Annotated in this window: 21 protein-coding genes and 1 pseudogene; 13 read left to right on the top strand and 9 right to left on the bottom strand. The window is 40.8% G+C overall.

The genetic code is table 11. The annotated features are described in order from the left end of the window. Positions 1–112: 112 nt before the first annotated feature. From IQ264_RS23575 to IQ264_RS23585, 3 genes are all read left to right on the top strand, one after another. A complete protein-coding gene (locus IQ264_RS23575) occupies positions 113–844 on the top strand; it encodes a sugar transferase (protein ID WP_193983461.1) in 732 nt (243 codons plus the stop codon). A 302-nt stretch (positions 845–1,146) separates the two neighbouring features. After that, the gene (gmd, locus tag IQ264_RS23580) at positions 1,147–2,226 is read left to right on the top strand and encodes a GDP-mannose 4,6-dehydratase (RefSeq protein ID WP_193983463.1); all 1,080 of its coding nucleotides are present in this window, start codon (positions 1,147–1,149) and stop codon (positions 2,224–2,226) included. Between the two features lie 33 nt (positions 2,227–2,259). Beyond that, positions 2,260–3,204 carry a GDP-L-fucose synthase family protein gene (locus tag IQ264_RS23585; protein ID WP_193983502.1) on the top strand — a complete coding sequence of 315 codons (945 nt, stop codon included), beginning with the start codon at positions 2,260–2,262 and terminating at the stop codon, positions 3,202–3,204. 285 nt (positions 3,205–3,489) lie between these two features. Here the strand turns inward: IQ264_RS23585 and IQ264_RS23590 are convergent, their stop codons facing one another. After that, complete coding sequence (locus tag IQ264_RS23590; protein WP_193983465.1) at positions 3,490–4,779, bottom strand: Glu/Leu/Phe/Val family dehydrogenase; 1,290 nt, start codon at positions 4,777–4,779, stop codon at positions 3,490–3,492. A gap of 581 nt (positions 4,780–5,360) precedes the next feature. Between IQ264_RS23590 and IQ264_RS23595 the strand changes: the two genes are divergently transcribed. Continuing rightward, complete coding sequence (locus tag IQ264_RS23595; RefSeq protein ID WP_193983467.1) at positions 5,361–6,179, top strand: fumarylacetoacetate hydrolase family protein; 819 nt, start codon at positions 5,361–5,363, stop codon at positions 6,177–6,179. Here the strand turns inward: IQ264_RS23595 and IQ264_RS23600 are convergent. Together IQ264_RS23600 and IQ264_RS23605 are read right to left on the bottom strand one after the other, a co-directional pair. Then, on the bottom strand, positions 6,176–6,673 hold the full coding sequence (locus tag IQ264_RS23600) for a Tic20 family protein (RefSeq protein WP_193983504.1): 498 nt from the start codon (positions 6,671–6,673) through the stop codon (positions 6,176–6,178). The two genes, IQ264_RS23595 and IQ264_RS23600, sit on opposite strands and share 4 nt — an antisense overlap. Positions 6,674–6,840: 167 nt before the next feature. Beyond that, a complete protein-coding gene (locus tag IQ264_RS23605) occupies positions 6,841–7,038 on the bottom strand; it encodes a hypothetical protein (RefSeq protein ID WP_193983469.1) in 198 nt (65 codons plus the stop codon). A 282-nt stretch (positions 7,039–7,320) separates the two neighbouring features. Between IQ264_RS23605 and glyA the strand changes: the two genes are divergently transcribed. From glyA to aroQ, 5 genes are all read left to right on the top strand, one after another. Next, positions 7,321–8,604 carry a serine hydroxymethyltransferase gene (gene glyA / locus IQ264_RS23610; RefSeq protein ID WP_193983471.1) on the top strand — a complete coding sequence of 428 codons (1,284 nt, stop codon included), beginning with the start codon at positions 7,321–7,323 and terminating at the stop codon, positions 8,602–8,604. A gap of 113 nt (positions 8,605–8,717) precedes the next feature. Continuing rightward, positions 8,718–9,794, top strand: a complete 1,077-nt coding sequence (locus tag IQ264_RS23615) for a glycosyltransferase family 4 protein (RefSeq protein WP_193983474.1) — start codon at positions 8,718–8,720, stop codon at positions 9,792–9,794. 10 nt (positions 9,795–9,804) lie between these two features. Continuing rightward, on the top strand, positions 9,805–11,058 hold the full coding sequence (locus tag IQ264_RS23620; RefSeq protein ID WP_193983476.1) for a competence/damage-inducible protein A: 1,254 nt from the start codon (positions 9,805–9,807) through the stop codon (positions 11,056–11,058). A 218-nt stretch (positions 11,059–11,276) separates the two neighbouring features. Then, positions 11,277–11,414, top strand: a complete 138-nt coding sequence (locus tag IQ264_RS23625) for a hypothetical protein (protein WP_193983478.1) — start codon at positions 11,277–11,279, stop codon at positions 11,412–11,414. A 28-nt stretch (positions 11,415–11,442) separates the two neighbouring features. Further along, entirely contained in the window at positions 11,443–11,886 is a 444-nt protein-coding gene (gene aroQ / locus IQ264_RS23630) for a type II 3-dehydroquinate dehydratase (RefSeq protein ID WP_193983481.1), read from the top strand. A gap of 76 nt (positions 11,887–11,962) precedes the next feature. On the opposite strand, the gene IQ264_RS23635 is transcribed toward aroQ, so the two are convergent. After that, complete coding sequence (locus IQ264_RS23635) at positions 11,963–13,150, bottom strand: sensor histidine kinase (protein ID WP_193983483.1); 1,188 nt, start codon at positions 13,148–13,150, stop codon at positions 11,963–11,965. 151 nt (positions 13,151–13,301) lie between these two features. On the opposite strand from IQ264_RS23635, the gene IQ264_RS23640 reads away from it, so the two are divergent. Then, a complete protein-coding gene (locus IQ264_RS23640) occupies positions 13,302–14,312 on the top strand; it encodes an ADP-ribosylglycohydrolase family protein (protein WP_193983485.1) in 1,011 nt (336 codons plus the stop codon). A 131-nt stretch (positions 14,313–14,443) separates the two neighbouring features. Next, positions 14,444–14,944, top strand: a complete 501-nt coding sequence (locus tag IQ264_RS23645; RefSeq protein WP_193983487.1) for an acyl-CoA thioesterase — start codon at positions 14,444–14,446, stop codon at positions 14,942–14,944. Positions 14,945–15,020: 76 nt separating this feature from the next. On the opposite strand, the gene IQ264_RS23650 is transcribed toward IQ264_RS23645, so the two are convergent. From IQ264_RS23650 to dxr, 3 genes are all read right to left on the bottom strand, one after another. Then, entirely contained in the window at positions 15,021–15,236 is a 216-nt protein-coding gene (locus tag IQ264_RS23650; RefSeq protein ID WP_193983489.1) for a hypothetical protein, read from the bottom strand. Positions 15,237–15,319: 83 nt separating this feature from the next. Beyond that, positions 15,320–15,550 (bottom strand): antitoxin TumA, encoded by a 231-nt coding sequence (gene tumA / locus IQ264_RS23655; RefSeq protein ID WP_193983491.1) that lies wholly within the window; start codon positions 15,548–15,550, stop codon positions 15,320–15,322. 143 nt (positions 15,551–15,693) lie between these two features. Then, entirely contained in the window at positions 15,694–16,899 is a 1,206-nt protein-coding gene (gene dxr, locus IQ264_RS23660) for a 1-deoxy-D-xylulose-5-phosphate reductoisomerase (RefSeq protein WP_193983493.1), read from the bottom strand. Positions 16,900–17,262: 363 nt separating this feature from the next. Here dxr and IQ264_RS23665 point away from each other — a divergent pair, with 363 nt between their 5' ends. After that, complete coding sequence (locus tag IQ264_RS23665; RefSeq protein ID WP_193983496.1) at positions 17,263–17,496, top strand: Nif11-like leader peptide family natural product precursor; 234 nt, start codon at positions 17,263–17,265, stop codon at positions 17,494–17,496. A 98-nt stretch (positions 17,497–17,594) separates the two neighbouring features. Then, positions 17,595–17,957, top strand: a complete 363-nt coding sequence (locus tag IQ264_RS23670; protein ID WP_193983498.1) for an HMA2 domain-containing protein — start codon at positions 17,595–17,597, stop codon at positions 17,955–17,957. 384 nt (positions 17,958–18,341) lie between these two features. Here IQ264_RS23670 and IQ264_RS23675 read toward each other — a convergent pair whose 3' ends face one another. After that, positions 18,342–19,751, bottom strand: a complete 1,410-nt coding sequence (locus IQ264_RS23675) for a 1-acyl-sn-glycerol-3-phosphate acyltransferase (RefSeq protein ID WP_193983500.1) — start codon at positions 19,749–19,751, stop codon at positions 18,342–18,344. 18 nt (positions 19,752–19,769) lie between these two features. Next, a pseudogene (locus IQ264_RS23680) lies at positions 19,770–21,944 on the bottom strand (DUF2157 domain-containing protein); the annotation flags it as partial.

Here is a 21,944-nt window from a genome sequence, read left to right on the forward strand (position 1 = left end):
CTCCCCATCTCCCCATCTCCCCATCTCCCCTGCTCTGTCACCTATTTCCCATTTCCTAGTCTTAGCTTTATGATGTGGACTGTGTGTGGTGTGAAGTAGTGTAAGGAGTACAATGACTGCTGAAAGCCCTTTTGTCTCTCCCAAGTTATTTCGGGGGTTGAGGAAGCTTAGTTTCCAGCCACTCCTGCTCGAAGGCAAAAACCGAAATCTATCTGTAAAGATTTTCTATCGGGATCTTGCCAAGCGCAGCTTTGATATCGTCTTTTCTCTAGCCGTTTTGATTCTGTTTTCCCCGATATATCTGCTTTTGGCTTTGTTGATAGCCATCATTTCCCCTGGGCCAATTTTTTATCTTCAGACACGCATTGGTAAAAATCGCCGACCTTTTAAGTGTATAAAATTTCGCACTATGGTTACTAATGCCGATGAAGTTTTGCAAGATATGTTAGCAAGACACCCAGAACTTCGCCAAGAATATGCGGATAATTTCAAACTAAAAAATGACCCAAGAATTACCTGGATTGGTAAATTATTACGAGTCACAAGTTTAGATGAATTTCCGCAATTTTTGAACGTTTTGAAAGGAGAAATGAGTGTTGTTGGGCCAAGACCACTAGTACCTGATGAATTGTTTATGTATGGGAGATATATCGATAAGGTATTGACAATCAAACCAGGAATAACAGGGATTTGGCAAGTCTCTGGACGTAATGATATTCCTTACGAGCGACGAGTCAAAATTGATGTTTACTATGTCAATAACCGCAATATTTTGTTAGATTTGTGGGTGGTTTTCAAGACCATTGGTGTAGTATTGTTTCCCACAAATAACGGCGCTTACTGAAAACGTGGTTGATGATTAAATCGACAGTAGGGAAAAGGTTAAAAGTCAAAGGGGAAAGGTTTAACATATTTCTTTTTCCCCTTTCACCAGTTATCGCTGGTAGTAGGTGTAAAATAAGTAACTATTACTCCCTCAGTCTATGTAAAAACTCAGAAACTTAATGGTTAATATAGGAAAATTTATGAAATTTGCAAAAAATTTGCAAATTTTACATATTTACTTGTTAATTTGCCTAGAGAGTTTGGGTTAACTTAATTGAAGGAGTAAAAAACCATCAGATAAAGTTCAAGGAAATAAAGAAGATGACTAACAGAAAGAGAGCCCTACTCACTGGTATTACTGGTCAAGATGGTTCTTATTTAAGTGAATTCTTACTAGAACAGGGTTATGAAGTTCACGGGATCATTCGCCGGACTTCTACGTTTAACACCGATCGGATCGATCATATCTATGTAGATCCACATAACGAGTCAGCGCGGTTATTTCTGCACTACGGCGACTTAACTGATGGTGTGACGCTGCGCCGCATTTTAGAAGAAGTCCAGCCAGTAGAAATTTTTAACTTGGGAGCACAATCTCACGTCCGCGTCAGCTTCGACTCTCCAGAGTATACAGTTGACAGCGTGGCAATGGGAACCTTGCGTCTGTTAGAAGCGATTCGGGACTACCAACATCGTACTGGGATTGAAGTTCGCTTTTATCAAGCTGGTTCTTCGGAGATGTTTGGTAAAGTACAGGAGATTCCCCAAAAAGAAACTACTCCTTTTTATCCCAGAAGCCCTTATGCTTGCGCTAAAGTTTATGGTCACTGGCAAACTGTGAACTATCGCGAGTCTTACGGTTTGTTTGCTTGTAATGGGATTTTGTTTAACCATGAAAGTCCCCGTCGTGGCGAAACCTTTGTAACGCGCAAGATTACACGAGCGATCGCTCGCATTGTAGCTGGAAAACAAAAGAAAATCTTCTTAGGCAATCTCGATTCTAAACGGGATTGGGGCTACGCTAAAGATTATGTCAGAGCTATGTGGTTGATGCTGCAACAAGACCAACCAGACGATTATGTAATTGCTACTGGAGAAACTCACTCAATCAAAGAGTTTTTAGATTTAGCATTTGGCTATGTCAATTTAGATTGGGAGAAATATGTAGAATTTGATGAACGTTATCTGCGTCCTGCCGAAGTAGATATCCTAATTGGCGATCCAACGAAAGCTAAACAAAAATTAGGTTGGGAACCTTCCGTAACTTTCCCCGAATTAGTAGAGTTAATGGTAGAAGCAGATTTGCAAGCTTTAGGTTTGCAATTACCAAATGGTCATTTACATAAGGCAGCACCAGATATTGCTACCGTTCGCCAAGATGCAGCTGCTTTGATTGAGTAAGCAATTTCAGCCCCGACAGCAGAGGTCAACATGATGACAGAAATAGATTTGAAAGATAAACGGATTTTGGTCACTGGCGGGGCAGGCTTTTTAGGCCGCCAAGTGGTGCAAAAATTATCTGAATCTGGTGCAGATCCGCAAAAGATTACAGTGCCAAGATCTCGTGAGTACGATTTGCGATCGCTCGAAGCTTGTCAAAAAGCAGTCGATCAACAAGATATCGTCATTCACCTAGCAGCGCACGTTGGCGGCATTGGTTTAAATCTGATTAAACCAGCCGAATTGTTTTATGACAACTTAATGATGGGTACGCAATTAATTCATGCTGCCTATCAAGCTGGAGTCGAAAAATTTGTCTGTGTCGGCACAATTTGTGCTTACCCTAAATTCACCCCTGTACCATTCAAAGAAGACGACATTTGGAATGGTTATCCTGAAGAAACTAATGCACCTTATGGCATTGCCAAAAAAGCTTTATTAGTACAACTTCAGTCTTATCGGCAACAATATGGTTTTAACGGCATTTACTTATTACCTGTGAATTTGTACGGCCCTGAAGACAATTTCGATCCGGTAAGTTCGCACGTAATTCCAGCTTTAATTCGTAAAGTTTACGAAGCCCAACAAAGGGGAGATAAAGAATTACCTGTTTGGGGTGATGGTAGTCCTAGCCGAGAATTTCTCTATTCCGAAGATGCGGCACAAGGAATTGTTATGGGAACTCAATTCTTTAACGAACCTGACCCTGTAAATTTGGGAACTGGTTATGAAATTACCATTCGTAACCTCGTAGAATTAATCTGCGAATTGATGGAATTTAAAGGTGAAATTGTCTGGCAAACTGATAAACCAAATGGTCAACCACGCCGCTGTTTAGATGTGGAACGGGCGAAACAATCTTTTGGTTTTGTAGCCCAAACAGATTTCCGCGAAGGGTTGAAAAAGACGATCGATTGGTATCGTCAACACGCTGAATAATTGAAGGTAAATTTGAGAAGAGCGATCGCATTTTGAAAGAGTGCGATCGCTCTTTTTTATGTATGTTTGCTCCCCGATTCCCATTCCCCTAAACATCACTTAATCCGAGGAAGAAGTAAAGTTCAATCGCACTTTTTTTTCTTCCCTTCCCTGGTAATGTATAAAACAACAAAGCAAAATTATGTCTGCTAAAATAAAGAAAAAAACGATCGCACCTTCCACCACAAAAAAGTGCGATCTTAAAAGCTCATTCACCTGAATCTAAAACTCAAAAAACTGGCAATTTTAAGGGTACAAACCGCGATCGGTCAAAGCTTGAGCCACACGACCCACTCCCAAAGTATAAGCCGCAACTCGCAGCGGAACTTGCCGCATTTTCGACTCTTGAATAACACGATGGTAAGCATGAACCATCAAATTTTCCATTTCTTTGTTCACCCTTTCTTCATCCCAAAAAACGTAAGAAAGTCCTTGTACCCATTCCAAATAACTAACTACCACACCGCCAGCATTAGCTAAAATATCCGGTAGTACAGTTACACCGCGATTTTCTAAAGCTCTATCTGCTACTAAAGTTACAGGCCCATTAGCAGCTTCCACCACAATTTCTGCTTGCACTTCATGGACATTTTCTTCAGTAATTTGGTTTTCCAAAGCTGCCGGAATTAACACATCACAAGGTAATGCCAATAATTCAGCATTAGTAACCGCTTTTGCACCTGGAAAACCAACTACACTACGATGATTGTGCACAGAGTAAGCCTTTAATGCCGGAATATCCAAACCTTCAGGATCGAAAACTCCGCCAGTAGCATCGGAAACAGCAATTACTTCCGCACCCGCTTCATGCAGCAACACCGCCGCCGCACCACCAACATTACCAAAACCTTGAATCACTACTTTTGCACCCGCCAAGGTTCTCCCCCGTTCCGCCATTGCTTCCCGGACAATAATCATTACACCCCGTCCGGTTGCCATTTCCCGACCTCTAGAACCACCAATGGAAATAGGCTTACCAGTCACTACCCCTGGTACAGCGTGACCGACATTCATTGAATAAGTGTCCATCATCCATGCCATTTCCCTGGCAGATGTACCGACATCGGGTGCCGGAATGTCAATAGAAGGGCCAATATCTTTAATTAACTCGCTAGTATAACGTCGCGTAATACGCTCTAATTCACCAACACTGTAGCGTGCAGGGTCAAGCGCAATTCCACCTTTAGCACCACCGTAAGGAATACCCACTAAAGCGCACTTCCAAGTCATTAGCATTGCCAAAGCTGATACTTCCCGCAATGTGACATCTGGATGGTAACGAGTGCCGCCTTTGTATGGCCCTAAAACATCACAGTGTTGCACTCGATGTCCTGCTAACACTTCCACATGACCATTATCCAACTTTACAGGAATGGAAACCGTAACTACTTTGCGGGGGTGGCTCAAAACTTCCAACAAACCTTGATCCAAATGTAACTCTTTTGCCGCTTGATCTAAGTAACTGCAAGCTTGGTCAAAGGGACAGATATGAGCAGGAGATGGAGCTTCTAAAGGTCTTAATGATGAGGAAACCATAAGTATTTATTCCTAAAAATGTATCACAGCGAACTATCTATCTATCCGTAGACTAACTTAAACTTTTGGAAAAAAAAGTTAAATTGTAGTTTTTGTTACAAAATTTTAGAGTGCTTGATGGTAGAGAACATAGGGAAAATTTTTACTCAAGAAAAGTCGCTGATTTTGGCTCTTAGCCGATCAAGAGAGACTCAGATCTTGCAGCAATGGAGGTAGAACCTCCTAAGACCTCGTTCCCAGGTTTAACCTGGGAACGAGAAACGAGAAATAGAGGCTCCGCTCAGGAGTGCAAGATCTGAGGAGACTTAGCAGTGTCAAAATCTAAACTTGTGGCTAATGATGGTACTGAGCCAAGCTAAGGGTAATGTTTTTGCCAATCTTGAACAGGGCGCTGCGCCTTGCTTTGTTCAAATTCACTTCAGATGTTGTAAAACAATAGTCAATAATTGTGTGTTTGGGTGTTACCCTGCACAAAAGCAAAAGCGAAAGGTAAAGGAAATCAAACAACAATTTCTGTCAAGATTTCCTTTTTTGCCAGATAGCTTTTGAGATTTGACTTTGTGAGGATATCTATCATCGTTATGGCCAAACGGTATGTCCGTGTTCAAACTTCCAAAGGACAGATTTACTACGGCTTATTGCAACTAAACCGCAGTGTGACTGTTCTAGATGCACCACCTTGGTTACAAGGTCAACCAACTGAGACTGAGTTAAGTCCAGACAGTTATCTGCTTTTGGCTCCTTGTGCGCCTTCAAAGGTGGTAGCGGTGGGGAAAAATTATGTGAAACACGCAGCGGAAATGGAGTCAGAAGTTCCGAAAGAACCGCTGATCTTTTTGAAGCCATCAACTGCGGTGATTCCAGCGGAGGCGGAAATTTGGTATCCGCCGCAAACGCAAAGGATGGATTATGAGGGGGAGTTAGCTTTAATTATTGGCGATCGCACTATAGATTGCACCCCCCAAAAAGCACAGGGAAAAATTTGGGGCTACACTATAGCTAACGATGTGACCGCAAGAGATTTACAAAAGCGAGATAATCAATGGACAAGAGCCAAAGGATTTGATACCTTCTGTCCTTTAGGCCCTTGGATTGTGCGAGAATTGACTCCTGGCGCAAGGTTGCAAACTTTTGTCAATGACGATCCACAGCCCCTACAATCGGCATCTGTGGAGGAAATGGTTTTTAGTCCCGATCAATTGGTATCTTATATTTCCCAAGTCATGACTTTACTACCTGGGGATGTAGTTTTAACTGGTACTCCATCGGGAGTTGGGCCTTTACAAATAGGCGATCGCGTCCGTGTAGAAATTGAAGGAATTGGTTACTTAACTAACACAGTAATCCAAAGACCTTTAATTAATTCCATCATTGTTTCTGAAAGCAACAAAAACGATTAACGGATTTGCATATAAACAGCTTCAGAAATTGTCGGAATCTCAGCATAGCGTCCCAACACGGATTGAACTACTGAGTAGAAAAATGCTGCCACAACTCCTAAAAAGATTGTGGTCATGAGAGTTTGCATCGCAAAGGAATTAATGCCTAAAACAGGAGCTAAAATGACCCCAAGAATTAAACCGCACAGAGATAGCACAATTCCAATTAGAATTGCTTGCAAGGTGTTAAACCGAATAAAATGAGCAATATTTTCGTTCCTCACCACCAAAAAATACAAGGCTAAAAACAGAATTAGTGAACCGAAACCAAACAAAGAACTGTTAATTATTCCGTAAATTTGTAACAACGGTACCAGTGGCAAAATAAGTATTCTTAAGCTAGGAAATTGACTAAAAAAAGGGCTACTAAAACTTAAACCATCCATCAATGGTAAAAGATAGGGTAAGCTAGCAAAAATGCGATCGGCAACCGTCGTAGTTCCCCGCCAACTCATGTGAGAATTCTCCTGCGCTAAAAGTGAATATAAGTTCACTCTAGCAACAATTCCTGTAAAAGAAGAAGTCTCCGCTTGGCAAGAGAACTCTCGGAGCAGTATAGCAGAAGGTATAAATTCCCCTTGTCCCCTTGTCTCCTTGTCCTATTCTTCTCTGTCCCTAGTCCCTATTGAATATTTGCCACCCGAAATCCCATTTGACACTGATACTGATCGGGTTGATTTTCAGAAAGTTTGCGAACTGCGTGACCACAACAAAGATGATCGCCTCTCCAGCGAGGTTGACCACTGCGATCGGCTAGTAAACAGCTTTGACAGACTGTTTGCGGAGCAATAACTTGATCTTCCATCAATATAACTAGCATTTGGCTACTCCAGCGATCCCCATCTGCACTGAATATATTTTATGTCAAGTTTTTTGCCAGAATGTGCGGAAACATACAGAGCTTAATATCTTGCAGCATAAATTTAACTATTAAATTGGGAATGGGTAGTAGGTAGTGGGTCATCAGATTCTTACCACCCACTACCCATTACCCACTACCAATTACCAAAGAATTCCCTAAAGCTGTCTTAGTCATAATCAAAGGGCGTTATGATCGAGTACGCCTTGAATTCAATATGGAAATTTTCTGGGAATTTGCTTCGTGACACAAACTAACTTAGAATTTTTAGCTCAATCCGATCCTTTGGTTGCAGAATTAATTCAAAAAGAACTCCAGCGCCAACGCGATCACTTAGAATTAATTGCCAGTGAGAATTTTACCTCGGCTGCGGTTTTGGCGGCACAAGGTTCAGTTTTAACCAATAAATACGCTGAAGGTTTACCTGGGAAGCGTTACTATGGTGGCTGTGAATATATCGACCAAATTGAACAAATTGCGATCGATCGCGCAAAACAACTGTTTGGTGCAGCTCATGCGAACGTTCAACCCCACTCTGGCGCTCAAGCAAATTTTGCCGTGTTCCTGTCTTTACTGCAACCAGGTGACGCATTTATGGGGATGGATTTGTCTCACGGGGGACACCTGACTCATGGTTCGCCAGTCAACGTATCAGGAAAATGGTTTAAAGTTTCTCACTATGGCGTAAGTCGGGAAACTGAGCAGTTAGACTACGATCAAATTTTAGACTTAGCTAAAGAACATCATCCGAAATTAATTATCTGCGGTTATTCGGCTTATCCGCGAATTATTAATTTTGAGAAATTCCGGGAAATTGCCGATGCGGTGGGAGCTTATTTAGTTGCCGATATTGCTCACATTGCCGGATTGGTAGTTACCGGACATCATCCTAACCCCATTCCTTACTGTGATGTCGTCACCACCACAACTCACAAAACCTTGCGGGGGCCAAGAGGCGGTTTAATTATGACTCGTGACCCAGAACTAGGTAAACAGTTGGATAAAGCTGTTTTCCCAGGCAATCAAGGTGGGCCATTGGAGCACGTCATTGCGGCGAAAGCGGTTGCGTTTGGGGAAGCTTTAAAACCTGAATTTAAGCAATATTCGGGTCAGGTAATTGAAAATGCCAAGGCAATGGCTAATCAATTAGTGAATCGGGGCTTTAAGATTGTTTCTGGTGGAACAGATAACCACTTGATGTTGGTGGATTTAAGATCGATCGGCATGACTGGCAAACGTGCAGATCAATTAGTCAGTGGTGTGAATATTACAGCTAATAAAAATACAGTTCCGTTTGATACTGAGTCGCCTTTTGTTACTAGCGGTTTAAGGTTAGGTTCACCTGCGATGACGACAAGAGGAATGGGAACTACTGAATTCATAGAAATTGCCGATATAATTGCCGATCAATTGCTAAATCCAGAAGATGAAGCAATGGCTCAGCATTGTCGCTTGCGGGTAGCTTCGTTATGCGATCGCTTCCCCTTGTACCCTCACCTCTCGATTCCAGTACCAGCAATGGTTTAAGGACAGAAAACTTTTTTTATTTCTGCCTTGGGGTATAATCCCTGGAACCGTGAAGCTCTGAAATGTAGTAGACTCTGCCTGACGCTTGTTTGTCGAACTCCTACTGATTTCAGATGCCTTACTTGTACCATCTGATTGCCTTTCTAGTCTCCGCTTTTGTTGTCCTCGGGACTACGCCAATTGTCAAAAAATTTGGCCTGAAAAGCGGATTATTTGACGTACCAGATAAACGTAAAGTTCATCAACGCCCGATGGTGCGCTTAGGTGGCGTTTCCATCTTTCTTGGTACTTTAGCTGCGCTTCTAGTCGTTTGGTGGTCTGGAGGCTTTGTAGACGCAGACGGCGCAATCCTACCTCGCAGTGAAGAATATCAAATCTGGGGAGTCACTCTTGGGGGTTTAGCTTTCTTCCTGATCGGTTTGGCAGATGACTTATTTGGTTTATCTGCTTTTACTCGATTATTAGTGGAAGTAATTGTGGCTAGTTTAGCCTGGAAAGCTGGTGTTCAAATCGCTTTCCTCTCCATGCCCTTGATCGGCATGGTGAATTTGCCTCCCTGGATTAGTTTACTAATCACTGTGATTTGGTTGGTGGGCATGGTAAATGCTACCAATTGGATCGATGGGTTGGATGGATTAGCGGCTGGCGTTTCGGCAATTGCAGCGGTGGTAATGTTGATTGTGTGCTTATTTATGGGACAACCAGCCGCAGCATTAATTGCCGCTGCCCTCGCAGGCGGATTAATCGGCTTTTTGCGCTATAACTTTAACCCAGCCCAAATTTTTATGGGAGATGGGGGGGCTTATTTTGTGGGCTTTACTCTGGCTGGCGTGGGAGTAATTGGCTTAGTGAAAACTACGGCTGTAACTTCTGTGGTGCTGCCTTATTTAATTTTGGCGGTGCCAATTTTGGATATGTCAGCGGTAATTGTCGATCGCTTGCGTCGCGGAAAGTCACCGTTTAAACCTGATAAGCGCCATTTACACCATCGTTTACTAGAAATTGGTTTATCCCATCGTATGACGGTGATATTTATCTATTCTCTGACGATTTGGGCGGGTAGTCTAGCATTAGCGTTTGCTGGCATACCTTTTGGCAAAATTTATGTTCTGGGTGCGACGTTGCTGCTAATTTATCCAGCAGTGAAAGTTTGGCAACAGGTCGCCAGAATGAAGAAGGAAGAAGGGTGAAACAAAAAGCATGGCTGCGGAAATTATTTGTGTGGGAACTGAGTTATTGCTGGGAGATATTTTAAATACGAATGCCCAGTATTTGGCGCAGCAGTTGGCTGATTTGGGGATTCCTCATTATTACCAAACGGTGGTGGGAGACAATCCAGAACGGTTAAAACAAGTAATAGCTATTGCTAGTGAGCGATCGCAAATCCTTATCTTCACTGGCGGCTTAGGCCCAACTCCTGATGATTTGACTACAGAAACGATCGCCCAATTTTTCGGCAGTCCTCTAGAGGAAAAACCAGAAATTATCGCTGATATTACCCAAAAATACGCCCGTCGGGGTCGCGAAATGACCCCCAGTAACCGCAAGCAAGCCCTAATTCCCCAAGGTGCAGATATTCTACCTAACCGTTTGGGCACCGCACCCGGTATGATTTGGCAACCCCGCCCAAACCTGACTATTTTCACTTTTCCCGGTGTACCTTTGGAAATGCGGCAAATGTGGCAGGAAACATCTGTACCTTTTCTCAAAAGCCAAGGTTGGGGAAAGGAAATTATTTACAGTCGTCATTTAAGATTTTGGGGAATTGCCGAATCTGCTTTGGCGGAAAAGGTCGATCGTTTACTCAACCTGCCTAACCCAACCGTTGCTCCTTATGCTAGTAAGGGAGAAGTAAAGCTGCGAGTTTCAGCGAAAGCAGCTTCTCCCCAGGAAGCCGATCGCTTAATTCAACCAGTGGAGGCGGAAATTCGCCAAATTGCTGGTTTAAATTATTTTGGTGCTGATGACGATTCTTTGGCTTCTGTCGTAGGTGAATTGCTACAAGAAAAGGGCGAAACTCTATCTGTGGCTGAATCCTGCACAGGCGGCGGTTTGGGAAGTATGCTGACTTCTGTTTCTGGCAGTTCCGCTTATTTTATGGGCGGTGTAATTTCTTATGATAACCAAGTAAAAATCTCGCTATTGGGTGTCAGTCCAGAAGATTTGGCGCAAGTGGGAGCGGTAAGTGATACAGTAGCTAAACAAATGGCTGCGGGTGTGCGATCGCGCCTTGCCACCACTTGGGGACTAAGTATTACAGGCATCGCTGGCCCAGGTGGGGGAACCGAATCAAAGCCCGTTGGTCTAGTTTATATTGGATTAGCAGGGCCAAATAATTTAGTGCAGAGCTTTGAACATCGGTTTAATTCCCTGCAAGACCGTGCTTTAATTCGCCATATCAGTGCTTGTACTGCTCTCGACCACCTGCGACGGCAACTTTTGTCCACAAATTGAGAAATTATTAATAAAGCTTAATCTATTGGAATTTTTGGTTATCATGAAAGAAACAGCTTGAAACAGAATTTACCTATTTTTTCTCAGGTAATCAGGATTTAGTATACCTGTATACTGAAAACTATCTGGTTTTGAGCAGATTAATACAAAGTTAACACCGCGTCTTCCGTGGCATCAAGCCAAGGGCTAAATATAGTATCGAAGGAGTCATCGGTTCAATGGACTTTATAGAACAACTACTGGAAACATTGAAAGAATGGGCGCGTAAAATTATGGATTTGGTTCTAGGGCCAGAAGCAGAACCAGAACCAGAACCAATTCCCATTCCAGTAGAAGAACCATATCGTCGTCGCTAATCCTTATAGAAGTCAAAAGTCTAGACATTTGCAACAACTTAGTATATTAGTACTTCACGGCCCCAACCTAAATCTCCTGGGAAAAAGAGAACCAGGAGTTTATGGGACTGTAACTTTGGATGAAATTAACCAACTGTTAGAAAGAGAAGCAGAAGCACTACAGGTGAAAGTTTCCTGCTTTCAGTCCAATCATGAAGGCGCGTTGGTTGATGCGATTCATGCTGCAATAGGTGAGCATCAAGGATTGTTAATTAATGCTGGGGCTTACACTCATACTAGTGTAGCGATTCGAGATGCGATCGCAGCTGTAGCAATTCCAACAGTAGAAGTTCATTTAAGTAATATTTACAAACGGGAAGAATTTCGCCATCATTCTTATATTGCGCCAGTATCAATAGGACAGATTAGTGGTTTTGGTGCCCAAAGTTATTGGCTAGGATTAATTGCATTAGTTAATCATTTAAAAAAGTGAGAATGAATTGGTAATAGGTAGTGGGTAGTGGGTAGTAGGAATTCCATTACCTATTACCAGTTTCAAATGCCTTCAGCTATATTTCATTAGGAAAAGTTATCGTAAAGGTTGAACCAATACCTAATTGAGAAACAACCTTGATTTCGCCTTGTAAAATTTTGATTAATCGAGCCACAATTGCTAATCCTAAACCTGTACTTTGCTCATCTCGGCGATGAGGATTAGAACTTGCTCGCGTAAAGGGTTCAAATATACGAGTTAAATCTTTTTGGGGAATACCAATTCCTGTATCACTGATAATAATAGACCATCGATTATCAGCATCGTTTAAACATTCTAATTGGATGAAACCTCGATCTGTATAGCGAACTGCATTACTAAGAAGATTAGTTAAAATTTGTTGTAAACGAAAGATATCTGTTTCTATTTGATTAGGAGCGCGATCGCACTCAATTTTTAATTGTAAATCCTTAGCTTTAGCTAATGGTTCAATTGTAGCAACTACATCTTTTATTACTTGTTTAACATCGATACAAGCAAGATTTAACTGGATTTTACCAGCATCACAGCTAGACAATTCTAACGCATCATTGATTAAACGCAATAATAATCTACCAGATTGCAACACTCGCTCAATATTCCGCAGATTTGGCACTGTTGCTTGAACATCCACAGCTTGTTTTTGCTGACGCAGGAATAAGTCTGAATAGCCAATAATGGAAGTTAAGGGTGTTTTTAATTCGTGAGCCATATAAGCTAGACTATCTTTACTGGTACGGAGCAACCGAGTCAGTTCTTGGTTAGTCATAATTAGCTGACTTCTTACCTGTTCTAACTCTTTAACTCGCTGTTGCACATAACTTGAATAACACTGAGAAATTGCTTCATCTATTACTGCATCAAGGGTGCGAATAGTTCTCAAGATTTCTTCAGGAGAACCTTGCAGAAGCTGAGGTTCTAAAACTGAAAAAATAGTTCGGCGCAATATTTGGTATTCCCAAGCAATTTCTGCGGCATTATATCCTTCATGAGCGCGGGCGCTACCATGCTCTAAACTAGCGGAAGCAACGATTTCATAACTCTCGTTTCCCTGATGAGCTAATGCTTTTACCATTCCGTTTAAAAGCACGGGCATAGAGTCTTTTAATGCTGTTTCTGATAAATCATCTGAACTCTCTATGCGCGAGTCTTGGCGAACAGCAATTTTCCAACGTTCTAAAATTGTATCAATTTGGTCAGTGAGTATTTCGCTAGCGTTAAACATTTCTCCAGTATTTATTTCCAATTTTGCTGTAATTTTAGGCTAAACTGTGGAAATAAGAGAAAACTTCTGGCAAAAGATAGGTATTCACCAGAGGTAGATGAGTTAGGATAAGTGCAGTGTCTTCTAAAGAGTTGCTAGTTAAATAAGATTGATGCGGTACTCCCTCTTAAGTAGGTTTCGAGGTGCTTTTTTAGGCACTGTATTTGGAGAAATTTTGGGTGCTTATGGCGATTCTTGGCAACTAGGCACAATACCACAGAATCAGCAACCTTCAAGCACAGGACGCTTGGTGGTGCGTGGTACGGAAGGTTTGATTCGGGGTGGCAGGTTGGATTTAGCTGATTGGTGTGAAGCTTCAGAATCAACTAATCAGAATGAGTCAGAAAAAAGCCAGGTAATTTTGCTAAAGGAAAGTACTTTAGTGGGTGTTAATACTACTGCTTATCCGGGAATTAAAAGAACTAGTGGTGATATTAGGGCGATTATTTCCACAGTGCCAGTGGCGCTATTTTTCCATGAAGATGAGGCGAAATTAAGGCAGAATTTGCAACAGGTGGCGGATGTTTGGCAAGATGATTCGGTGTTGAAAGATGGGACTTTAGCGATCGGATATGCGATCGCTCTTGCCTTAAAAGAAAAGCTTAATCCTGATACCTTAATTACGCAAACTATTAATTATTTAGATGTGGAAACTTCCCTAGTTCAACAACTTAGACAAGTGGAAGTTTTATTAGCAGCAGGTGCTGGATTAGAAACTACTTTAAAAACTTTAATTCCTCGCGGTACAACTGCACCAACGCATACTCCAGTAGCGTTAGCTTTTTACTGTTTTTTAAGTACAATTGAAGATTTCCGGCTTTCGGTAATGCGTGCAACGAGATGTCCTAAAGCACAGGTGACAAGTGCGATCGTAGGTGCATTATCTGGCGCATACAATAGTATAGCTGGTGTACCTGTGGCATGGCGCTTGGCATTAGGAAAACAACCTGTAGATAACTCACCTTTAATGCAACTTTGGGGACTTAATTCGGAAGCTGAATTATTAAGATTGGCGGCGCGTCTTTTAGCAACTTGGTCAGGGGTTTATAATGCAGATAAGTTTCTTATCGATCCTACCCAAGTTTCAGCTATTGCTGCGCCAAAAGTGATCAAACCACGTTAGAGAAGGCAGAAGGCAGAAGGCAGAAGGCAGAAGGCAAAAGGAAAAGAAGGGGAAAGGTAAAAGATAAATTATTGATAAAACCCGCCCTTACTTTTTAGATTTACAATTTGATTGTTTAGTGTTTTTAAAGGATGAGAGTTACTGTGTCAGAAGAAATAAATCCGCAACTTCCTCCTACTACTGCTATCCAAAACTTGCTTCAGATGACACCTGGCGCTTGGTTTGAATATCCGGTAAGAGTGCAACCACATCATACTGATTATGGTGGGGTTGTTTGGCATGGTACTTATGTTGCTTGGTTGGAAGAAGCTAGGGTAGAATGTTTGCGATCGCTTGGAATTGATTTTGCTGATTTAGTTGCTTTAGGTTGCGATTTACCAGTTGTAGAACTGTCTATCCGTTATCATCGACCATTAAGATTAGGAATGACCGCAGTTGTCAAGGCAAGAATGTTAGAAATTGATGGTGTAAGGTTGAATTGGGATAACCAAATTCAATCTTTAGATGGTGAGGAATTGTATGTCACAGCAATGGTGACTTTGGTGGCAATTGACAGAGAAAAAGGTAAGATTATGCGTCAGTTACCTCCGGCTGTAGAAACTGCTTTGGCGAAGTTGACTGGAAAGGTTTAAATAAGAGAAATTTAACCGCAGATAAACGCAGATAAACGCAGATGTTTTTGTTTTATCTAGTGTTTGCTGCGGTTAATTATTGATTTGGTTGCTGCCAAATTAGTTGGGGAAGTTCAATGATTTTTTGCCAAACTTGATTAGGGCCGATGCCAAAGACTATTTGTAAGATTAAAACAAGTAGGGCAATAGTCAGGGCTGTTTGAATGGTTGCTTTGACAACTTTAATTAGCCAAGTAAATACTAAGAATGTGACGATTAAGGCGGCGATTAAAACAATTAATTCTATTGGCATAACAAGTTTTTAGGTTAGTTATATAAAAAGCTTAAAGTACCCAAATGTACTGCTCGATGAGATCCAGGTAATCAGATAAAATACTAAGCAGCATAATTAAGCCTTTGCTTTAATTCCTGATGCAAAGCTAGGTAATGACGATAATCATTTGCCCATTCTATAAATAAGGCATCATCTGACAATAATCCCTGATTATATAGATTAAAAAATTCTTCAGAATCCATTTTTTGCTGGTTCTCGTACAAGCTTAATCGCTTGGCAACGGCAACTAAGGCATCTAATGGTGATGTGTATTGAATAGTTTGTTTACGCATTGGCTTTTTTCACTTGCTCTCTAAGTAAAATTAGCGATCGCTCTTTCCCCATTTTACTCTTTATAAAAGCGATCGAACATTTAAAAAATTGTAGAGACGTTGTATACAACGTCTCTACAATTTTTTGCAAGAGCTATTGATTATCATTTTGCAGATATTTGTGCAATAATCGGCTGACTTTGACTGACTAACTTACTAGCTGCCAAAACTTCTTGTCTCGCCCATTGATCTGCGGCTAAAATGTCATCTAAAGAGGGATTTTGTTGATGATCGGTGCGATGGCGATCGCAAACCCATTCAATACAACGAGGAATATCTAAAAACCCAATCTTTTCATCTAAAAATAAAGCGACAGCTTGTTCATTTGCCGCATTTAAAACCGCAGGCATCGAACCACCAGCACGACCAGCTGCATAAGCTAACTGCATACAAGGATATTTTTTATGGTCTGGTTCGCGGAAAGTTAAACTGCCAGCTTTTACCAAATCTAATCTTTCCCAATCTGTATAAATTCGTTCCGGCCAAGACATTGCATAAAGCAAAGGTAAGCGCATATCAGGCCAACCTAATTGTGCTAACACCGAAGTATCTTGTAACTCAATTAATGAGTGAATAATACTTTGAGGATGGATGACAATTTCGATATCATCGTAATCTGCACCGAACAAATAATGCGCTTCAATTACTTCTAAACCTTTGTTCATTAAGGTAGCAGAATCAATGGTGATTTTGCGACCCATTGACCAGTTAGGATGTTTTAAAGCATCAGAAACTTTTGCTTCTGCTAATTTTTCTACAGGCCAATCTCGAAACGCACCACCAGAAGCAGTTAAAATAATCTTCTTTAATCCGCCTTGAGGAACTCCTTGCAAACATTGGAAAATTGCCGAGTGTTCTGAGTCTGCTGGCAAAAGTTTTACGCCATGTTTTTCCACCAAAGGATTAACTACAGGGCCACCAGCAATTAAAGTTTCCTTATTAGCTAAAGCGATGTCTTTTCCGGCTTCAATGGCGGCAATTGTGGGTAACAAGCCAGCGCAGCCGACAATTCCTGTAACTACCGCTTCTGCGTCGCCGTAACGTGCAACTTCAATGATTCCGGCATCCCCAGCTAATAAAATGGGTTGGGGGTCGAGGTCAGCAATTGCCGCTTTCAGTTCTGGGAGTTTGTCTTCGTCGCAAATTGCTACTATTTCTGGTCGAAATTGGCGAACTTGCTGCGCCAACATTTCTACATTCCGTCCAGCGGCTATCCCGACAAGGCGAAATTTGTCCGGGTGCTGGGAGACGATATCGAGTGTTTGAGTACCAATTGAGCCAGTGGAGCCTAGAAGTGTAATCGCTTTCACAATGTTTTAATAAACCGCAACTTCACTCACTATAAATGTTCTTGGGATCAGTTTAAGAATTCAAAAATAAAACTCGTCCGTTGTAAGGACTTCAGTCCTAAGCAACGACTGAAGTCGTCACAACGGACTGTTCTTTATCACAAAGTTGCTGATTGACAAGTGACCTTCGATACTAAAATCTTTAACTTATGTCAAGATTTAGTGAAATTTTTAATTTTTTCACATATCCTGACAAATATCTCTCATTTAATTTGTGCCAAATTTAGGGTAAGTTATGATACTTACTCCAACAATTGAGTCGCCACTAATTAGCGACTTCAGGAAGGTTTTTTGCACCAAAATTTAAGAAAGGCGAGGTAAATTATGTCACAAGAAAGTGCCGCACGCTTTTTTAAAGCTATCCAACAGGATCATGCTTTACAAGCAAAACTCAAAGCTACAGATGATCCAGAAACCTTTGTAAATATTGCCGCAGAACGTGGTTACAATTTCACAGTTGAACAACTGCAAGCGGAAATTGAAAAATTGTCACCCGAAGAAATGGCTGCTGTAATTAATCCTGGTGTTGGCCCTCGGCGGCATTTAGTGCCAAGATAATTTATAGAGAAAATTTCAGAATTCAGAATCTAGAATTCAGAGTTTTTCTATTCTGAGTTTTAGATGCTGAATTCTTTAATAAAGGGCAGGAATTGCTTATGTCAGTGATGACAAAAGAGGTGCAGGAGAAGTTAAATTATCGGGTTGTTCACTCAATACCCGGACGGATTCGCATTCGCATTCCTCGATTAGTTGATGATTTAGAATATGCGAATAAACTTAAGCATTTAATTGAGGCTTTGGATTTTGTTACTTATGTCAGGATTAATTCGACGGCTAGTTCTTTGGTAGTAGAGTACAATTTTCATCAAGGCTTTAGAGAAACAATGGAAGAACAAATTTTTAGGGCGATCGCTTCCGTTGAACAATTGCCTAATCAAGTTGAAGAAATTGCCTCGGAAGATTTAGCTGCTGTAATTAATCCTGGTGTTAGCCCTAGACATCATCTGAGGCGAAGATAAAAACAACTTCTAAGAGAATGTTGTAAAAATCATAATGGTGGAAGCAAAACGATTTCGATCCCCCTAAATCCCCCTTAATAAGGGGGACTTTGAATTCGATGCCTCTATAATCCCCCTTAATAAGGGGGACTTTGAATTCGATGCTTCTATAATCTTCCTTAATAAGGGGGACTTTGAGTTCGATGCTTCTAAATCTTCCTTAATAAGGGGGACTTTGAGTTCGATCCCCCTAAATCCCCCTTAATAAGGGGGACTTTGATTTCGATCCCCCTAAATCCCCCTTAATAAGGGGGACTTTGATTTCGGTTCCCCCCTTGTGTTTTGGGGGGTTAGGGGGGATCGTCCTGGGCATAACATCGCAACCGATCGCTTTTCAAACAATCTCTAAGGATTTTTGACGATCGATTTCTCTAATGCTAATTGCAAATCTTGAGTGAGATCGTTGACGGCTTTACGACGACTAGCTTTATAAGCATCCCAACGAGAGGAAACAGAAAGGGAATTTCCGATCGTCATTTCCACTCTTTGTTTACCTAATTTGGGACGTTTAAAAGGATTACCTCCTTTAATTCTTGTTAACATATCCCACAATAATAAAGTTGTTTCGGCAAACCTTTCTACAGAAGGTTTTTCGTAAACATATTTACCAGTTACGGCAACAAAACTTTCGACTAATCTCATGTGCCACATTCGCCTGGATGCTTCTTCGGCAATGCGATCGGCTAAACCTTTTTCTAGGGGTGATAATGCTTCTAAATTCTTGATATCTTCACGATAAATCCAATCCCATCCTGCTTGTTCTAATCTACGACAGCGATCGATCACATTGCCTTTAGTAGGAATGTTAAAACTCTCTTCTGCTACTTTTAATGCTGTGTCTAATAATGCTTGTAATCTGAGAAATAACATTTCCGTAGGGTTATTAACTGAAGATGAGGGAATTTCCGAGGGAGTTTTATGATAAAACTTGCTGTAAAAATTATCCATTAATTCCAATATATGAAATCCCAACCGATACAATCTTTTATATAAAATGGCTTCTCTTTCGCTGGTAAATTTCACTTCATCTGGGGGAACAAATTCAACATTTGAATTTGCAGACAAACCGCTATCAATTTCTAATTGAGTCAGCAACTTTTCTAAAGATTCCCAAGGCGGATCTATATAGTAATATTTAATTCCTATTGGCACAAGCAAAACTTCTTCAGAACGTTGTGCTGCTAACAAGTCTTCCACACACCAAAAACCCATTTGGGCAATTCCTGGTTCAATGGGACTAACTATTTCATTATGTCCGTTTGTTGCACCTTCTGGAGATGCCATCATCGGAAATTGTCCATCAACAAATAGTTGCCGAATTGAACGTAATCCAGCCCGATCTAACTTTCCTCGATGAATAGGAGTTCCACCTAATTGAGAATAAAGCCAACCAATATAAGAACCCGCCCAAAGGGGAATTCCTCGATCGTAAATGAAATGTGCGATCGTCGGTTTTTTTAAAGATATACCTTGTTGTTTAGCTGCTTTGGGCAACAATTTGGTTAAGAGATACATTAAACAATAAGGATCGTCAACGTTAGGGTGACGAAATGCCATTAAAAAGCGAATTTTGTTTGACTGAAATTGCTGATATAAATCAACTAAAGTTTCTAAGTTTTCGGCTTTAATTTCGGCTATTGTGGTGCGCGATCGTAACCATAGTGGTAACACCAATTCGCAACCTTGGAAAACCAAAGGATTGAAATTTGGCGGAATAAATTCTAAGGGTGGTTGAACTTGAATATTATTAGTCATTGGTACTTTTAATCTAAATTATTCCCAGTTTTGTAATTCAGTAATCCAGTTTCTTAATAAAGTTGTTAGCTGTTCTCGACGAGTTTCAAAGTTAGCAGCTATCCAAATAAAAACAATGCCAACCAATAAACCAATTAACCATTTGAAAAATGAGTAACGGAAATTAAGAATCACTAATTGATTAAAGGCATTGATTAAAAAGGTGATAGTTCCAATATACAGAAAAGCACGGATTCTGAGAGCTAATCCCGCAAAAATTGCTAATATACTTAAGATACCAGAACCTAACCCCGTCCATTGTTCTGTCCAGAGGGAAACTAAACAAATTGTACCAATTCCTAAACAGCGTAAGTAATGGCGATTTTCTCTTTGTTCTGGTTGGTTTAAATCAGGATCGACTTGGGCAATATACAGCAAAGTTAATCCTACAGGAATAACATACCACAAAGCATTTGTGAGTCGTAAATCTAAAAACCAACGCCACAATGTCCAATTAATTAATGCTGCGCTAATGTAAGTAAAACGGATTTGGCGATCGAGCCAAGCAATGATAATATAAAATCCAGCAGCGATTAGTAAACTAACAGGGTGAACAATTGTGCTAGTCTCCCAAATAACTACTAAAGGCCAAACAATTGCTGCTACTAACCAAGGTCTTTTCGGCCAACCCCAATTTGACCAAGGTAAGATATAGAAAAAGTATGCCACAAGACAAGCGATCGCAACTCGAAAAGGTTTTAAAGGATCAGAAAATAATACTTCTACTGGCGTACCTTGCCAATAAAATCTAATTGCAGCTGCTTCTAAAAGTCCCAAATAAACCCAAGTTTCTGCCAGATTTAAGTTAGGATTATTGCGCCCTTGTAAAATTGCATATTGAATTAAAAACAAACCTACACCTAATCCAACAAATCTACCACTTTGAATCGGATTGGCGATCGCATACATTAATAAAAAGCTACTCCAAACCCAATGTAAATGGGCAATTATTTTTAATTCTTGGGGTGTAATTGGCAAATATCGTAACAACCAAGGCGATAACACCCGATAAGCATACATAATACCAGTACCAAGCGCCGCCATTGCAATTAAACCATCACCAAATCCTCCTTTGTTTGATTGTAAAAGTTGATAAAGCAATAATTCATAAGCAGAAGCAGAAACACCAAACAAACCTAGATAAAGTAAAGGTTTAAACTCTTGATTACGTCTACCGATACCAATAGCAATCAAAGAAATTGCCATTGAACTTAAACCTGTCCAATCAGCAAAATTACCCCAACGTAAAACACCACCTAAAATTCCATAAATTAGCGGAACAATGTGCAAACTGACAGGGAATCTTTCTGCGCCTACTTTGCGTCGCCACCAATCACCTAAAAGCTGAGTTGTTAAGCCTAAAGCAATATTAGCTATGCTTAAATTAAGTAACGAACGACCAAAAAACCCAATAATTTCTGCGGTTAAAAGTTCCAAACTCCAAGCTAAGGCAAAGATTGCCAAATTAGTAGGTTGTTGCCAATTTCGATAAGCAATGGCGACAAAGCTGAGAATTATTGCGATTAAAATAGCAGTTGAAGGTGGGATAAATCCTGAATAAACGTTTACTGAATGGAAACTTAACAATAATAGTTCTAAAGTACAAAGCACACTTGCCCATTTATCAGTTGCTTCTGTGTAAACTCTAGCTAAATTGTTGGTTTTTCGAGCAATAAAACTGCGACTTAACCATAGTATGTTAATGGCGATCGCCAAAGCAATCAACCAAGCTGGGATAAACTCTCTCGGAAATCCTAAAACTCTATCCCAAAGCAATTGTGCAGAGAAAGCTAAACAAAAACCAACAGTAATTACTGCTGATACTAAATGCTGTAAATAGCGGGTATTTACAAACATCAAAACCGTATTTAAACCTAAACCTAACAACCTCGTTTCGGGAAAGGGAAACAGCAAAACTTGCGCCAAAATATTAGCAGCAACACTTAACCAAGCAGCCAATTCTCGGCGCGAATTTCCTCCCCAAGTTGCTACACCAGTCAGCGCCAAAGGTGTAATTAACCATAGCAAACTAGGTAGAGAATTGCCGTTATCAATATTTAAGGGAATTACATAAGTTAGCGCCGCCAAACTTAAACCTAAATGCCATGAACTGCGTTGCCAAATTTGATAATGATTGGGGACTGGGGACTGGGG

Origin of the sequence: [Phormidium] sp. LEGE 05292 (assembly GCF_015207735.1) — a bacterium.
Lineage (GTDB): Bacteria > Cyanobacteriota > Cyanobacteriia > Cyanobacteriales > Aerosakkonemataceae > Floridanema.

Coding starts and splice junctions, on each gene's coding strand:
- IQ264_RS23575 (WP_193983461.1), top strand. CDS start 113: ATGACTGCTGAAAGCCCTTTTGTCTCTCCCAAGTTATTTCGGGGGTTG.
- gmd (WP_193983463.1), top strand. CDS start 1,147: ATGACTAACAGAAAGAGAGCCCTACTCACTGGTATTACTGGTCAAGAT.
- IQ264_RS23585 (WP_193983502.1), top strand. CDS start 2,260: ATGACAGAAATAGATTTGAAAGATAAACGGATTTTGGTCACTGGCGGG.
- IQ264_RS23590 (WP_193983465.1), bottom strand. CDS start 4,779: ATGGTTTCCTCATCATTAAGACCTTTAGAAGCTCCATCTCCTGCTCAT.
- IQ264_RS23595 (WP_193983467.1), top strand. CDS start 5,361: ATGGCCAAACGGTATGTCCGTGTTCAAACTTCCAAAGGACAGATTTAC.
- IQ264_RS23600 (WP_193983504.1), bottom strand. CDS start 6,673: ATGAGTTGGCGGGGAACTACGACGGTTGCCGATCGCATTTTTGCTAGC.
- IQ264_RS23605 (WP_193983469.1), bottom strand. CDS start 7,038: ATGCTAGTTATATTGATGGAAGATCAAGTTATTGCTCCGCAAACAGTC.
- IQ264_RS23615 (WP_193983474.1), top strand. CDS start 8,718: ATGCCTTACTTGTACCATCTGATTGCCTTTCTAGTCTCCGCTTTTGTT.
- IQ264_RS23620 (WP_193983476.1), top strand. CDS start 9,805: ATGGCTGCGGAAATTATTTGTGTGGGAACTGAGTTATTGCTGGGAGAT.
- IQ264_RS23625 (WP_193983478.1), top strand. CDS start 11,277: ATGGACTTTATAGAACAACTACTGGAAACATTGAAAGAATGGGCGCGT.
- IQ264_RS23635 (WP_193983483.1), bottom strand. CDS start 13,150: ATGTTTAACGCTAGCGAAATACTCACTGACCAAATTGATACAATTTTA.
- IQ264_RS23640 (WP_193983485.1), top strand. CDS start 13,302: ATGCGGTACTCCCTCTTAAGTAGGTTTCGAGGTGCTTTTTTAGGCACT.
- IQ264_RS23645 (WP_193983487.1), top strand. CDS start 14,444: ATGAGAGTTACTGTGTCAGAAGAAATAAATCCGCAACTTCCTCCTACT.
- IQ264_RS23650 (WP_193983489.1), bottom strand. CDS start 15,236: ATGCCAATAGAATTAATTGTTTTAATCGCCGCCTTAATCGTCACATTC.
- tumA (WP_193983491.1), bottom strand. CDS start 15,550: ATGCGTAAACAAACTATTCAATACACATCACCATTAGATGCCTTAGTT.
- IQ264_RS23665 (WP_193983496.1), top strand. CDS start 17,263: ATGTCACAAGAAAGTGCCGCACGCTTTTTTAAAGCTATCCAACAGGAT.
- IQ264_RS23670 (WP_193983498.1), top strand. CDS start 17,595: ATGTCAGTGATGACAAAAGAGGTGCAGGAGAAGTTAAATTATCGGGTT.
- IQ264_RS23675 (WP_193983500.1), bottom strand. CDS start 19,751: ATGACTAATAATATTCAAGTTCAACCACCCTTAGAATTTATTCCGCCA.